Origin of the sequence: Bacillus oleivorans (genome assembly GCF_900207585.1) — a bacterium.
GTDB classification, from domain to species: domain Bacteria; phylum Bacillota; class Bacilli; order Bacillales; family JC228; genus Bacillus_BF; species Bacillus_BF oleivorans.
Genome location: NZ_OAOP01000010.1, coordinates 95,955 through 110,372, shown reverse-complemented (window position 1 = coordinate 110,372; position 14,418 = coordinate 95,955). Strand labels below are relative to the sequence as shown.

General features: G+C 35.5%; 15 protein-coding genes. 5 read left to right on the top strand and 10 right to left on the bottom strand.

Going from position 1 to position 14,418, the window contains the following annotated elements; genetic code table 11:
* Positions 1-8: 8 nt before the first annotated feature.
* From CRO56_RS18805 to CRO56_RS18785, 5 genes are read right to left on the bottom strand one after another with little or no spacing between them, the layout of a single operon-like run.
* Positions 9-740, bottom strand: coding sequence for a cytidylyltransferase domain-containing protein (locus CRO56_RS18805; RefSeq protein ID WP_097160161.1), 732 nt, complete (start codon positions 738-740; stop codon positions 9-11).
* Positions 741-773: 33 nt separating this feature from the next.
* Entirely contained in the window at positions 774-1,709 is a 936-nt protein-coding gene (locus tag CRO56_RS18800) for an aldo/keto reductase (RefSeq protein WP_097160160.1), read from the bottom strand.
* A gap of 29 nt (positions 1,710-1,738) precedes the next feature.
* On the bottom strand, positions 1,739-2,950 hold the full coding sequence (gene pseC / locus CRO56_RS18795) for a UDP-4-amino-4,6-dideoxy-N-acetyl-beta-L-altrosamine transaminase (protein WP_097160159.1): 1,212 nt from the start codon (positions 2,948-2,950) through the stop codon (positions 1,739-1,741).
* A gap of 20 nt (positions 2,951-2,970) precedes the next feature.
* The gene (locus tag CRO56_RS18790; RefSeq protein WP_097160158.1) at positions 2,971-3,912 is read right to left on the bottom strand and encodes a dTDP-glucose 4,6-dehydratase; all 942 of its coding nucleotides are present in this window, start codon (positions 3,910-3,912) and stop codon (positions 2,971-2,973) included.
* Positions 3,913-3,927: 15 nt separating this feature from the next.
* A complete protein-coding gene (locus CRO56_RS18785) occupies positions 3,928-4,935 on the bottom strand; it encodes an SDR family NAD(P)-dependent oxidoreductase (protein ID WP_097160157.1) in 1,008 nt (335 codons plus the stop codon).
* Between the two features lie 241 nt (positions 4,936-5,176).
* Between CRO56_RS18785 and CRO56_RS18780 the strand changes: the two genes are divergently transcribed.
* Together CRO56_RS18780 and CRO56_RS18775 are read left to right on the top strand one after the other, a co-directional pair.
* Positions 5,177-7,723 (top strand): glycosyltransferase, encoded by a 2,547-nt coding sequence (locus tag CRO56_RS18780; RefSeq protein ID WP_097160156.1) that lies wholly within the window; start codon positions 5,177-5,179, stop codon positions 7,721-7,723.
* Positions 7,724-7,877: 154 nt separating this feature from the next.
* Positions 7,878-8,663 carry a sulfotransferase domain-containing protein gene (locus CRO56_RS18775; protein WP_097160155.1) on the top strand — a complete coding sequence of 262 codons (786 nt, stop codon included), beginning with the start codon at positions 7,878-7,880 and terminating at the stop codon, positions 8,661-8,663.
* 285 nt (positions 8,664-8,948) lie between these two features.
* Here the strand turns inward: CRO56_RS18775 and CRO56_RS18770 are convergent, their stop codons facing one another.
* The 5 genes from CRO56_RS18770 to CRO56_RS18750 all read right to left on the bottom strand — a co-directional run bounded on the left by CRO56_RS18770 (position 8,949) and on the right by CRO56_RS18750 (position 12,423).
* Positions 8,949-9,314: a hypothetical protein gene (locus CRO56_RS18770; RefSeq protein WP_097160154.1), complete on the bottom strand. Its 366-nt coding sequence runs from the start codon at positions 9,312-9,314 to the stop codon at positions 8,949-8,951.
* Positions 9,315-9,434: 120 nt separating this feature from the next.
* A complete protein-coding gene (locus CRO56_RS18765; RefSeq protein ID WP_097160153.1) occupies positions 9,435-9,890 on the bottom strand; it encodes a dTDP-4-dehydrorhamnose 3,5-epimerase family protein in 456 nt (151 codons plus the stop codon).
* The gene (rfbD, locus tag CRO56_RS18760; protein ID WP_097160152.1) at positions 9,883-10,731 is read right to left on the bottom strand and encodes a dTDP-4-dehydrorhamnose reductase; all 849 of its coding nucleotides are present in this window, start codon (positions 10,729-10,731) and stop codon (positions 9,883-9,885) included. The genes CRO56_RS18765 and rfbD overlap by 8 nt, the downstream gene beginning before the upstream one ends.
* Before the next feature lie 4 nt (positions 10,732-10,735).
* Complete coding sequence (gene rfbB, locus CRO56_RS18755; protein ID WP_097160151.1) at positions 10,736-11,698, bottom strand: dTDP-glucose 4,6-dehydratase; 963 nt, start codon at positions 11,696-11,698, stop codon at positions 10,736-10,738.
* Positions 11,699-11,703: 5 nt separating this feature from the next.
* A complete protein-coding gene (locus tag CRO56_RS18750) occupies positions 11,704-12,423 on the bottom strand; it encodes a sugar phosphate nucleotidyltransferase (RefSeq protein ID WP_097160150.1) in 720 nt (239 codons plus the stop codon).
* 324 nt (positions 12,424-12,747) lie between these two features.
* Between CRO56_RS18750 and CRO56_RS18745 the strand changes: the two genes are divergently transcribed.
* From CRO56_RS18745 to CRO56_RS18735, 3 genes are all read left to right on the top strand, one after another.
* The gene (locus CRO56_RS18745) at positions 12,748-13,080 is read left to right on the top strand and encodes a hypothetical protein (protein WP_097160149.1); all 333 of its coding nucleotides are present in this window, start codon (positions 12,748-12,750) and stop codon (positions 13,078-13,080) included.
* Between the two features lie 219 nt (positions 13,081-13,299).
* Positions 13,300-13,782: an RNA polymerase sigma factor gene (locus CRO56_RS18740; RefSeq protein ID WP_097160148.1), complete on the top strand. Its 483-nt coding sequence runs from the start codon at positions 13,300-13,302 to the stop codon at positions 13,780-13,782.
* Positions 13,783-13,793: 11 nt separating this feature from the next.
* Positions 13,794-14,408 carry a zf-HC2 domain-containing protein gene (locus CRO56_RS18735; protein WP_097160147.1) on the top strand — a complete coding sequence of 205 codons (615 nt, stop codon included), beginning with the start codon at positions 13,794-13,796 and terminating at the stop codon, positions 14,406-14,408.
* Positions 14,409-14,418: the final 10 nt, after the last annotated feature.

Genomic DNA, 14,418 nt, shown 5'->3' with positions numbered 1-14,418 from the left:
TATTTTTTTTATTTCTTTAGTCCTTCATTTCGTTTAATATGTTTATTTAAATTCTGAATATCTGGATGACTTTCTAAAAATACTAAAATATCTTCTGTATTAAAAAGAGGATTAACTGGATAGAGAGCTTCATAGATTTTCTTGACTAATTTGAAATCGGCAGGTTCATCTACGGTCCATCTTAAATGAGACAAATCCTTTAGATTTTTATAGCTTCCAAGTTTAAACCGATCTGGAAGCTCGTATATGAATGGAGTAACATGTTCTTTTTGATAAGGAAGTGCGGCCTCTTTCCATGCTTGCTGTAAACAGGTAAAACGAAATACTTCTACGTCTAAACCATCGGGAAAAGTAGGCTCAATCGTATTACTTGTATAATCAAAGTTTCCATGTAAATGAAATTCAATCATGTGATCGATTAACTCTGGATCAGAAAGAGGACAATCACCGGTAAGTCTGACTATATGCGCAGGGGAAAAAGCTAAAGCTGCATGATAAAAGCGATCTAGTACATTATCCAATTCTCCTCTAAACAAAAGAATTTGATTATCTTTGCAAAGATGTTCGATTGGATCATCTGAAGGCTCTCTACTGGTAGCAACTAATAAATAATCAATATAATTGGATCGTTTAACACGTTCGATTTGCCGAAGAATTAAAGGTAAGCCGATAATCGGCTTAAGTACTTTTCCAGGCAGCCGGGATGAAGAAACCCTAGCTTGGATAATTGCTAAAATCATTATGAAAACTCCTTTATCATTCAGGATAACTGTCTATTTCCACATCGTTGGATTTACCACTCTTTCCGGTATATCCCTAAATAGCAAATGCATTTGTTTGATAATGTCATCAGTTAACTTTGGTAAAGTGATGATTTCGAGGTTCCTTTTTAATTGACTTATTGTTTCGCAGCCGATGACGATTTTTTTAATATCAGGGATTTCTCTTATAAATAACATAGATAACTCTGAAAGGCTTAGCCCCGTTTGATCTGACAACTTACGAAGCTTCTCAAGTGGTTCTTTAGCACTCTGTAAATATGGAGGTAATTCGTTTGGGTCCAAAAAAATTAATCCCTGAAGATAAATACTTCTAGCATAGATGTCTATTTTACATTTAGATAATTCATGTAATAATCCTGAATGAATTAAACGATGATCCAATATATTGATTGGAACTTGGATGACGTCAAAGCACCCTAATGAAATAGCCATTTTTACTTCCTCAGGGGTATATACGGATACACCTATTTTTTTGATGACTCCTTCTTTTTTTAACCTCAATAAACCAATTACTACGTGTCCGTTATAGGTAACCATATCATTAGGATGGTGCAGTAAACAGACATCAATAGTTTTTAAATTTAATTTATTTAGAGATGCACGAATACTTTGTTCGATAATAAAATCTATACTTTCGGATGAAATAGAGGAGGAGAGATGGACTGATGGGATTTTAGTAATAATAGTAGGCAGTATTTCTTGTTTGTCTTTTTGCTCATTTATAAATTCACCTATTAAGATTTCACTATCCCCGTAACCTGGCGCTGTATCCAACGTATGAATTCCTTTAGAAAAAGCATATCTAATGATTTCTATTGCTTTCTGTTTCGTTGGCTTGCCAGATTTATTCCCAATGCCATACATTGAACCCAGTTGAGCAGTGCCTAATATGAGTTTTGAACTTTTTGTTTGCAAGTCTTTCTTCATTGGATCCTCCCCACTTTATAAAACATAACTTAAGCTTTTCCTTCCGCTGAATAGTGTGTAATAACCTTTTTAACTGCTTCTATTACATCCTGAATATCTGCTTCGGTCATTAAGGGAAATAATGGAAGAGTGATGATTTCCTCATACAATTTTTCAGCATTCGGGCAAAGTCCTTTTTGGTAATCAAGCTTTTGATAAAACGGATGATAATAAACTGGAATATAGTGAACATTTATACCGATATTTTCTTCTTGCAGGGCTTCAAAAATTTCCTTTCTGCTCTCTTTCAACAAATCTAGTTTTAAACGAATGATATATAAATGCCAGCTTGAGTTACAATCTTGTTTTTGAAATGGCAAGACAACTTCCTTCATATCCCGAAAAGCTTCATCATATAAGGCAGCCAAATGCTTTCTCTTTTTAATAAAACCGTCTATTTTCCTTAATTGACTAAGCCCAAGGGCTGCCTGAATATCGGTCATTCGGTAGTTATATCCTAAGAAGTGCATCTCATAGTACCAAGGACCATGATTATGAACTAATTGTTTAGGGTCTCGGGTAATGCCATGAGTACGGAATTGAATTAATTTTTCATACAATGCTTGATTATTAGTAGTAATGACTCCCCCTTCACCTGTTGTAATATTTTTGACTGGATGAAAACTAAACATCGTCATATCACTAATCGAACCGATTTTTCTGCCTTTACAAACTGCACCTAATGCATGCGCAGCATCTTCAATAATGGTGAGATTATATTTGTCTGCAATTTGGCGAATTGCATCTAGATCTGCAGGCTGACCAGTAAAATCTACTGGAATGATACATTTGGTTTTTTCTGTTATCAGGCTTTCAATGGCTGTAGGATCGATATTGTATGTGAAAGGGTCAATATCCGCAAACACCGGTTTTCCGCCTTGATAGAGAATACAATTGGCACTCGCCGCAAATGTCATAGGGGTGGTGATCACTTCATCCCCCTCGGAAATACCAGCAGCAAAGCAGGCAGCATGGAGTGCTGCAGTTCCGCTCGAAAAGGCAGCGGCATACTTACTGCCCACATAATTAGCTATCTGTTGTTCAAACCTGGAAATAACCGGTCCGGTGGTTAAAAAATCCCCCTTTAACACGTTTACGACAGCTTCTATATCAGCTTCATCAATCCACTGCCTCCCATAGGGCAAGTAAGTGTCCCTTATAGGTTTTCCGCCGTTGATTACCAATCTATTTTCATTTTTCATTTGGTAAACTCCCTGTTAGATTAATAGGATGCTGATTTTATCCATTCTTCTGTTTTTCTAATCCCCTCTTCAAGGCTAGTTGTTGGCTTCCACCCTAATATCTCTGATGCCTTCTTATAGTTGCACAGTAATTTTGGAATTTCACTTTGCGGGTGGATGTGCTCTACATATTGAATTTGGGATTCGTTGGTAACAATCAATTTAGCTAGGTCTTTAATGGCAATATCCCTGCCCAAACCTGCATTAATAATTTCTCCATGGGTCTTATCCGAATATCCTGCTTTGACAACAAAGTCAGCACAATCTTCCACATAAAGCAGATCCCGTGTCTGCGTTCCATCTCCATAAATGTTGAGCGGTTTACCTTCCAATTTATTTTTAATAAAAATCGCAACAACACCGCCCTCACCACCTGTTTTTTGGTAAGGGCCATACGTATTAAAAGGACGGATAATAACGGCTGGAAGTCCGAAAGTATAGTAATAGGAAAGGACCATATTTTCCGCTGCAATCTTTGATCCTGCATAAGGAGAAGCAGGTTTAATCGGGTCTGTTTCTGTAATGCCTTCTGTTGTTCTTGCTTTGTCATACACCATACATGTACTCATAAAAACGATCTTAACGTTGTGATCCTTACACTGCTCAAGGATATTGAATGTACCGACTGTATCATTCTCAAACGTGTTTAGAGGATCCTCTATACTATCCTGAACATTAATACTTGCACCTAAGTGATAACAAATATCAAACTGATTTAAAAAAATTTTGGCAAGTACAGCAGGGTTCTTAATATCTCCCTTAATAAACTCCATAAATTTATCATTCTTATAAAATTCTTCAATATTTTTAGTTCTTCCATTTGATAGATTATCTAACACCCAGACATAATGACCTTCTGCTAATAATTGTTTAACAACCCATCTTCCGATAAAACCGGCGCCACCGGTAACTAATACTCTCAAAGCCATTCCCCCTCTTTAAATTAAATTTTCACTTCTGAGCAATTGGCGTACTTCTCCTTTTGAAATAGGAATTACATCATGAGAGCTATAGGTTCCATACTTTGCTTTTTTCGCATTGACATATTCATCTTCTTTTTTCTTAAAAGTAGCCGGTATGACAAACATATCCGGGAGCTCCCATGCAATAATCGATTCATCAAATGTCATAAGTTCTTCATACATTTTTTCACCAGGTCTTAACCCAATCTCTTCGATCTTGATCTCTTTAGGATTCAAGTTATATTTCTCACACGTTTCTTCTATAACAACTGCGGCTAAATCATGTAGAGAAATAACTGGCATTTTCAAAACAAAAATTTCTCCGCCTTTTGACTCCTTAAGAGCCTTAATTGTTAGTAAAGTGGCTTGATCAACGGTCATCATAAAACGGCTCATCGCAAGGTCCGTAACGGTTATTTTTTTATTATCTAAAATTTGCTTAATAAACAGCGGAATAACAGACCCTCTTGATCCCATTACATTACCAAAACGGACAGTTGAAAAATTCGTAACAGCCCTTCCTTTTGTATATTCAGCTGATTGGATAATCTTCTCGGCTGTTAATTTGGTAGCTCCGTAGGTATTCGTAGGCGAAATAGCCTTATCGGAACTAGTAAATACAACTTTCATGACTCCTTTTTCTATCGCTGCCTTAACGACGTTATAGGTCCCTACTATATTCGTTAATACGGCTTCATATGGATTATATTCACAGGCAGGTACATGTTTCATAGCAGCGACATGAAAGACATAATCAATATCTTCCATTGCATTTAGCAATCGGCTATAGTCTCTTACATCCCCAATTAAGAAGCGTATATCCTCGCGATCGCCCATTTCATTTCGCAGCTGAAACTGTTTAAATTCATCTCTGCTAAATAAGCGAACTACACTTGGTTCTTCCATGAGAATATGTTTAAGCAAATTTTTGCCGATTGTCCCTGTCCCGCCTATGATTAATATTTTTTTATTTTTAAAGAACACGTCTAATTCCCTCTTTCAATGCCCGTTTTTCCATCCTATGCATAAGCTTTACAAGAATCAAAATATCGTATGCTTGCCTCAAGAGGTCTGTAAAGTTTAAATGCCTAATATTAGACCGATATTTCTTAGATAACTAGTTGTTTTATCCAATCAAATATGTACAAACGAACATTTTATAAAGAGAGGAAAAGTATTCGTAGTACGATTCTTTTTTTGATAGACGAAAGGAGTATCAAAAAGGATGAATTTAGAAGGTATCCACTTTAGCGGTCATGAAGAAATAAAAATTCAGCATATTTTTGCAAATGTCCAAAACACGTTCACCTATGAATTTTGGGTAAACCCAAATGCTAGTATTTCGTTTCCCTTTCAATCAACTTCTTTAGTTTCTGGACATAAAGGACAAAATTGGGCAATTGGGGCAGGATATGGAGGAATAGATGGAAAAAATGCTGGAGTTGGTGTATCTGTAGGGAGAAACGGAATAGCCGTTTTTGAACATGGTTATCATTATTTTCCAGCAACATTAGTATATCGCACTACTTTAAGAGATTGGACACATGTTGCTATCGTTGTAAAAAACAAAATTCCTAGGTTGTATCTAAATGGAAGGTTTGTGAAACAAGGGTTAATGAGCCAAAAAGAAAATGTCTTTCCTTCCGGAGTCATTGGGGCTTTAGAATCATATGGGGGCTTTATTGGTAAGCTGGATCAAATAAGAATTTGGAATTATGACAGATCTGACCATGAAATACGAACAGACATGAAAAAAGAATTAGGATATAAACCTGGATTATTAGTAAATATAAATGCAAAAAATGGGGAGAGGGCAAAAAAAGGAGAATGGTTGGGTGCTTATTCAGGCCAAGTAACGTTTCCAGAAAGTCATAACCCGTTAGTTTCTATTATTATTCCAGTTTATAATAAGTGGGATTATACGTATGCATGTTTAAAATCCATAAATGCAAATACGAATGGGGTCGATTATGAAGTAATTATCGCAGATGATATGTCCAGTGATCAAACAACAGAAATCAATAAATTTTTTCAAAACATTAGAGTGATTAGAGATGGAATCAATAAAGGATTTATTAAAAATTGCAATACCGCAGCAAGTTATGCCAAAGGAAAGTACTTATTATTTTTAAATAATGATACAGAAGTGCAAAAAGACTGGCTTAAGAACCTTGTTGAGCTAATGGAGAGTGATCAAAAAATTGGGATCGTAGGGGCTCAATTAATCTATCCGAATGGAAATCTCCAGGAAGCCGGAAGTATTATTTTTAATGATGGGTCTTGCTTAGGATATGGGAGAGGAGCTAATCCTGAGCTTCCCGAGTATTCGTATGTCAGGGAAGTTTATTATTGTTCGGGGGCATGCCTATTAATCAATAAAGAGTTATTTAATAAGGCAGGTATGTTTGATGAACAATTTCAGCCTGCGTATTATGAAGAAGTGGACCTTTCCATGAAAATAAGAGAATTAGGGTATAAAGTCATGTATCAGCCGAAAGCCAAAGTCATTCATCATGAATTTGGAAGTTCAACAAGCCAAAAAGCAATTGAATTACAAGTACAGAATAAAGCAAAGTTTTATTATAAATGGAAACAACAAATCCAAGTCTTTCCCCCTCCGGTATATCAAAGAGCGGAATATTTTCGAGAAATTAATCGTCAAAAACTTAAAATACTCGTAGTGGATGACCGAATTCCTGCTTTAGAACTTGGGTCTGGTTATCCTAGAACTTTTTCTATCTTACAATCCCTTTCTGAGCTTGGGTATCAAGTAACCTTCTTCCCCTTACAAAGTCCAGAAAAGACCGAACCACACACCACGAACCTACAGCAAAAAGGCATAGAAGTATTTTATAATTTAATCCAAGAAAAATTAAATTTTGGCGATTTTTATTCAAAAAGAAAAGATTTTTATGATGCCATCTGGATCAGCCGGCCACATAATATGAAAGAAATTGGCCAAATGATTCATTCCATTAATCATCAGCAAAAGATCATATATGATGCAGAAGCTTTGTATTCACATCGTGAAATTCTGCGACTTGGCTTACATGGGACGAATTTATCCCAGCAAAAGAAAGAAGCCATGATTAAAAATGAAATTAACCTGATTAATAAGTCTGATATCGTAATTACCGTCTCCAAACCTGAAAAGGAACTGATCAGATTATATAGCAACAAGCCTGTTTTAATTGCCAGTCATTCGGTTGATATAAATGTAACACCTGCTCCTTTTATTGAAAGAAAGGATATTTTATTTGTAGGAGGGTTTCTTACTTCCCCATCTCCCAATGAGGATGCCATGCAATATTTTGTGAAAGAAATATTTCCTATTATTTATAAGACACTTGGAGCAAAACTATGGATCGTGGGTACTAATTATTTAAAATCGATTCAACAACTAGCTTCAGAACATGTTATCGTAACCGGAAGAGTCGATAATTTGTGGGAATATTACAATAAGTGCAAGGTTTTTGTTATACCAACAAGATATGCTGCAGGAATTCCCTTGAAAGCTTACGAAGCATTTTCACACGGATTGCCAACCGTGGTATCTCCTTTAATAGCCAATCAATTAGAAATCAATGAAGATGTAGCCTTGATTGGAGGAAACCCGCATTCCTTTGCCCAAAAGGTTATACAATGCTATCAAGATTTAAATACATGGTATCAATTGAGGGCAAATGGAATGCATTATATAAGAGCAAAAGGTGATAAAGAACAATTAAAAAAGGAACTGATAAAATTAAATGAACTCGTTAAAAAAGATTAAAACAAGCAAAATTTTAAAAGTTAAATTGAAATATCAGTTATATTATTCAATTTGTTAACAAGCGTCCTGGATTGACTAGGTGCGCTTGTTGTGTTTTTATTTTTTATTCAGCAGAACGCATTATGTTTATGATCTTTACAAAGGAGTGAAATGAATGGAAAAAATCCAGCATGATGACAGCTCCAAGCTGTTTGTTCCTGATTTTTTGATTATCGGTGCGCAAAAATGCGGGACCACTTCTTTGTATAACTATTTGATCCAGCATCCTCAAATTATTCCTGCCCAAACTAAAGAAATTCATTTTTTTGATATCCATTTTAATAAAGGCTGGGAATGGTACTGCAGACAATTTCCCTTAGCTTTAAAACCTAAAGAAAATGGTATAACTGGAGAAGCAAGTCCTTATTATATATTTCATCCACATGCGCCTAATAGAATCTTTGATTTGATGCCGAAAGTAAAGCTGATTATTTTGTTAAGAAATCCAGTAGATCGCGCCTATTCCCACTATCATCTTATAGGCAGAATGGGAAAAGAAACTCTATCTTTTAAAGCGGCCATCCAAAAGGAAGAATCCCGGTTAAAACCAGAATTAAAAAGGATGCTAGAGAATGAAAATTATCACAGTACCACTTATCAGTACTATTCTTATTTAGCAAGAGGCCGCTATGTTGAGCAGCTAAAGACTTGGATGAATCTTTTTCCAAAGGAACAATTTCTGATTATACAAAGTGAAGAATTTTACTGTAACCCTGCGAATACATTTCAACGTGTATTAGAATTTTTAGGATTGCCAAGATACGATCTTACCTATTATAAAAAAGATAACAATGGGGATTACCCTGAATTGGACTTACAGCTTAGAAACGAACTGGCAGAATATTTTAAGCCCTTTAACCTTGAGCTTTATAAATATTTAGGTGCTGATTTTGGCTGGTAGATGCAGGTTCCTTTAAAGAATAACTTGGCTAGCGCCAAGCCTTTAGGCGCAGGTAATTGCCTAGTTGCTCTTATCACGCTCGAAACGCCACGTCCTATGGCCTCTCTCGACTTGGCCATCCTGGCCGTCGTACTTTATTCCTAAAAATTTTATCTACGTCGAATTTACTTCTTTGTTAAAATTTTATTCTTTCTTAGAGTATAAAAAGAAACTGCCTATTCGCTTTAATAATAAGGAATAGGCAGTTTTTCTCCAAAGTTCTAATTAATACTTAGAAGATTAGATTTAAAGCTCAACGATTGCGCCTGGAAGTTCCCATCTGAAAAAATCCCCAGATTTAAATGTTGCGTTAGCATCAAGAGTCCCTATAACACCTGCTGTACCTGTAATAAAAGGGACGATATTAGGAGTATTAGCTCGGATTACAACTTCATACTGATCAGGAAAGATTGTAGGGGTAAAGTTCCGAAAAGTACCACTGCTAGCCGGCATGTTAAAAGTTTCATCAAATACTGTGGCTTTAGGTGAAACAGATGTATCAAAAATCAAAAGATTCACTACTTGTGTTTCAACCGTCTTATTCATAAGGTCGATCCGAAGAGTACTAAGATTTAGTAATCCCCCTACTTGTCCAGTTGAAGAAATATACAAAAGTTTAATCCCCTTTCTATGAGAATATAATAAATTGTATTTAAAACTTTTGGTTTTGGCTTGTATGAACAACCGAATTTTTATAAATTGGACAAAGTAGGGGTATATTTTTTTGTTTAATCATCTATATTTAGTTTTCCAGTCAAATCCTATCATAGGATCATCCCATAGGATCCTTTTCTCATCCGGATTATTGGGATCATAGGATTGTGTTGTAAAATAAATGATGGCAGCTGGTTTATTGCCCAAGACCCGATAACCGTGAGCCACACCTTTGGGAATAACTAGTACAATCGGATTTTCTTCACCCATATAAAAAACATCGGTTTGACCTTTTGTTAGGGAATCCTCTCGTAAGTCATAGAGAACAACCTGAGCATTCCCTGATGGAAAGAACCACACATCATCTTGCTTTTCATGATAGTGAAATGCTTTAATAACACCCGGATAACTCATAGACATAGATGCTTGACCAAAACGGGAAAGCAAGTCTTCATCATCCCTGACAAGCTCCATAAAAAAGCCGCGATCGTCACAATGCTTGATTAATTTTTTTACTTTTACACCCTCAATCATTGGCTGACTCCTTTCCTAGATATGCTTTTAAAGCTTCTTCCCATTTTCGCGGCGGTACGATGTTTACCCTTTCTAACTCACTTTGGGCCAAAACGGAATATTTTGGTCTTTTTGCTTGAGATCCATATTCCGCAGTTGTACACGGTGACACTAATTCGGGGTCACTACCTGCTTCTTTGTAAATCGTTTTCGCAAATTGGAACCAGCTGCATGAACCTGTATTACTTACATGATAGATCCCCCCGGGCTTATCGATTAATTCCAATAGGACTTTTACTAAGTCAGCCGTATAGGTGGGACTGCCAATCTGGTCATCCACAACGGTTACCTTTTTATTATCTTTAGCAAATTGCAGCATGGTGTTGACGAAATTTTTACCACCATGTCCATATAACCACGAGGTACGGATGATCGTACTATTAGGTAATAATCTCCTCACCACGTTCTCACCTGCTAGCTTACTTATTCCATATATAGATAATGGATCGGTCATGTCATATTCCAGATAAGGCAGTTCTTTTTCCCCATTGAAAACGTAGTCTGTGCTTATATAGAACATCCTGGCTGCATGATCTCCTGCAGCTTGCGCAACATTTGCGGCTCCAATGGTATTTACTTCGTACGCAAGTCTTATATTGGTTTCACATCCATCTACTGAGGTATAGGCTGCGGTATGAATAATCACGTTGGGATTGACTTTATTTATGACAATTCGTACTTCATCTTCATTGGTTATATTTAATTCCTCTTTCCCAAAACCGATCACATCATAGTTCTTACAAAACTGACTAATTACTTCCCTGCCTAATTGCCCGTTTGCCCCTGTAACCAAAATCCTCACCTAATCACCCCAGATTATTTTTATACCAAGCTATGGTTTGTTCGATTCCATCCTCAAACGAGACAGTTGGCCGCCAGCCAATTTGATAGTTTATTTTTTCATAGTTAATGGAATATCTCCGGTCATGACCCTTTCTATCAGTAACATATCTTATTAGGTCTGTTGATTTACCCAGTATATCTAAAATAAATAGAATGACTTCCTTATTTGTTTTTTCACAAGCTCCCCCGATGTTATAGATTTCACCAGGTTTTCCATGCTCAAGAACCATATAAATAGCTCTGCAATGATCTTCAACGTATAACCAATCTCGAATATTCTTCCCGTCGCCATATAGTGGAATGTCCTTATCTTGTAACGCATGATGGATGATTTTTGGAATAAACTTTTCGGTATGCTGATGAGGGCCAAAATTGTTGCTGCAACGTGTAATCATGACTGGGAGATGATAGGTCTGGTAATAGGACCGTACTAACAAATCAGCAGACGCTTTACTTGCAGAATAGGGGTTATTAGGAGATAAAGGTGAATTTTCGGTAAAGGATGGCTCAATTTCATTTAATGAACCATATACTTCGTCTGTAGAAATCTGAATAAATTGATCTGCTTTTCCATGTAAAACATAGTTTAATAAGTTGAATGTGCCTTTAATATTCGTTTCAATAAAAGGGGCTGCATTTTTAATGCTCCGGTCAACATGTGTTTCTGCTGCAAAATTGATAATCGCATCATAATTTTTATCGAATACCCCTTTAAGCTGTTCATTATTTGCAATATCGCATTGAAAAAAACGATATCTGCTATTTGTATAAAAACTCTTCGTATTTATCATATTGCCAGCATAGGTTAATTTATCTACATTGGTGATATTATAAGAAGTATGGTTAAGCATATATTCGATAAAATTGGAACCGATAAAACCGGCACCGCCAGTAACTAAAATTTCTTTTTGTCTATAATCCCCCATCAACTTTATTCTCCTTCAAAAAAATGTTTATTTGCTTCAAACAAAGCTTCGTGAGTACCCGCATCAAGCCACCAGCCTTTTAAAATATCATAATTTAGTTCATTTCTATTAATATATAGATTATTTAAATCGGTAATCTCCAGTTCTCCCCGTTTAGATGGTGACAAAGATTGGATTAAGCCAAATACGTTTCTGTCATAAAAATAGATGCCTGTAACACAATACTTAGAAATAGGATTCTTTGGCTTCTCAATGATTGATATTATCGTATGTTTGATTTCATCGATAAAGGCAATTCCATATCTCTTTGGGTCCTTAACTTCTTTTAAAAGCACTTTGGCCTCGTACTTTTCTTTTTTAAAGTCCTCTAGATAGGGGCTTAAATCATCATCAAACAAATTATCCCCTAACAAAACGACAAACTTATCATCGACAAAATCTTTTGCGCAGTTTAAAGCATTGGCTATACCTTTACCCTTTTCCTTTTGAATGGTATAAGACAATATAACTCCCAGCTCCTCACCTGCACCTAAAACTTTTTTAAATGAAACTAAATCCTCTTCATTGGTTACAATCAAAATTTCATTAATTCCTGCCTGTTTTAATCTTTTTATTGGCCAATAAATCATTGGATAAGAACCAACTGGGAGAAGGTGCTTATTGATAATCTTGGTGAATGGACTTAAACGAGTCCCTGATCCTCCAGCTAGTATAACGGCTTTCATGAAACTTCCCCTTTCAAGAAATCACTCCTTAATAAATGTATGTTTATAAGGTTTTAAAGGGTACAACCTTTTCGCCTATCTCCAAAAATGTACATACGCTTATATTGAGATTATTAGAAAGGGGCATTTATCTAAGACTTATTAGCAGTTGATATAACACTAGATAAAAAAAAGAAAACTGAGCTAGCGCAAGGCATCTAGTGAATCGTGATTTCGTTATGTATTTAGAGCGGATGTCGAATATGATTGGGCTATTGATTTTAAACAGATTAAGAAGAATACTGAACTTTATAAAGATGCCATTACCTGTGGAACTAAGAGAGAATGCGAAATACAAAGTATTCTTATTACCCATTGAAACCAACACCCAACGATACGCAGGGTTCATCCGATTACTACCTAGAGATGCATGAATTCCAAAAGAGAGCTAAATATGTAGATAGATTACACGTTAATCATACCTATACTGCTATTGCTCAAATGTTCTTGATTAAGCAACTGGTGAACACGGATAAATGGCATGTAGTAAGCGATGCAGATATGGTTTTGAAGGGTGCTATCAAAAAGGCTTTTGTTGAAGAAATACAAGAAGGGAAACTTCATTATTTCGTCAGCTCACCCGATAGTTTAAAAGTATCCGTAATAACATCAATATAACGATTTCCTCGGTCCGACATCGCAATAAGGTGTTCAATCTTATTTGATTTTTGAACATTGTAAGGAGTTCCATCTGGTGTGTGATGGTTTAACAATGGGGGCTGGATAGTTGAAATGGAATAAAGTTAAATTATGTGAAATTAATTGCCAATGCTAAACAACTAATTTTTTTGTAACGAAACATAAAAAAACGGTACTAACATTGTGAGGGGGTAGAAATTGAAAGACTTTAGGGAATTATACAAACTTTATTCAAAGCAATTATACAATTATTTGTTTTACCTGACCAATGACCGTTCATTGGCAGAGGAATTGGTTCAAGAAACATTTTTTCAGGCATTTAAATCAATTCATCGTTTTAAAGGTAAATCCACAATAAAAACTTGGTTATATCAAATTGGGAAGAATGTCTACTACAAATACTTGAAAAATAACACAATAAATAACGATCAATTTGATGAGAATGATGTGAAATTTGCTGACTTTTCAACCCCCGAAAATATTTGGGTGAAGGAAGAGCAAGAGAGAATGTTACATTTAGCCATTCAACAATTAAAAGAGCCTTACAAACAAGTCGTTATTCTCCGTAGTTTCAATGAATTAAGTTTTAAAGAAATAGGTATTATCTTTGAAGAAAGTGAGAATTGGGCAAGAGTTAATTTTCATAGAGGGAAACAAAAGATAAGAGAGATTTTAAAATAGGGGGAAATTAAATGAGTATAAAGTGTGATGTGATACAAGATTTATTGCCGTCCTATATCGATGGATTAACGAGTGAAGAAAGTAATAAATTGGTTAAAGGTCATTTAAGTGTATGTCATAGTTGCAGTGAAATATACGATGAAATAAAACACGATATACCTAATGCTTTAGAAAACACAGATAAACCTTCTGATAACAGCGAAAGAAAACTAGTGAAGAGGATAAAAAACAAAATTATTACGGTTGTTGCTACCTTAATAATTACTTTTTCTTTTCTAGGATTCTTTGTAGGTACATTTGGTAATGTTTTATTTCAGGAAGGAAACCCTATTCCAGTTATTTCATCAATTATAAAACTCGAATTTACAAATGCCGAGTATGTAGAGTTTTCTAATGCTACTAACCGATTTATTTCTGAAATTAAATCAAGTGATGATAGATATTCAGTTGTAAAAAAATATATGAGTGAACGTGGATGGGCATTTAAAGAACAGATGGGTTCTGGACTGATTTTTGAAAATGAAGCAGAACAAATCGTTATCGAGACAAGACTTTATACCAAGAATTATTTTATTTGGAGTGTTCCAGAAAAGGAAACTGAGGAAACCTTCTTCAACGCAACATAAGTTCAAAAAG

Coding starts and splice junctions, on each gene's coding strand:
- CRO56_RS18805 (WP_097160161.1), bottom strand. CDS start 740: ATGATTTTAGCAATTATCCAAGCTAGGGTTTCTTCATCCCGGCTGCCT.
- CRO56_RS18800 (WP_097160160.1), bottom strand. CDS start 1,709: ATGAAGAAAGACTTGCAAACAAAAAGTTCAAAACTCATATTAGGCACT.
- pseC (WP_097160159.1), bottom strand. CDS start 2,950: ATGAAAAATGAAAATAGATTGGTAATCAACGGCGGAAAACCTATAAGG.
- CRO56_RS18780 (WP_097160156.1), top strand. CDS start 5,177: ATGAATTTAGAAGGTATCCACTTTAGCGGTCATGAAGAAATAAAAATT.
- CRO56_RS18775 (WP_097160155.1), top strand. CDS start 7,878: ATGGAAAAAATCCAGCATGATGACAGCTCCAAGCTGTTTGTTCCTGAT.
- CRO56_RS18765 (WP_097160153.1), bottom strand. CDS start 9,890: ATGATTGAGGGTGTAAAAGTAAAAAAATTAATCAAGCATTGTGACGAT.
- rfbB (WP_097160151.1), bottom strand. CDS start 11,698: ATGGGGGATTATAGACAAAAAGAAATTTTAGTTACTGGCGGTGCCGGT.
- CRO56_RS18750 (WP_097160150.1), bottom strand. CDS start 12,423: ATGAAAGCCGTTATACTAGCTGGAGGATCAGGGACTCGTTTAAGTCCA.
- CRO56_RS18745 (WP_097160149.1), top strand. CDS start 12,748: ATGCGAAATACAAAGTATTCTTATTACCCATTGAAACCAACACCCAAC.
- CRO56_RS18735 (WP_097160147.1), top strand. CDS start 13,794: ATGAGTATAAAGTGTGATGTGATACAAGATTTATTGCCGTCCTATATC.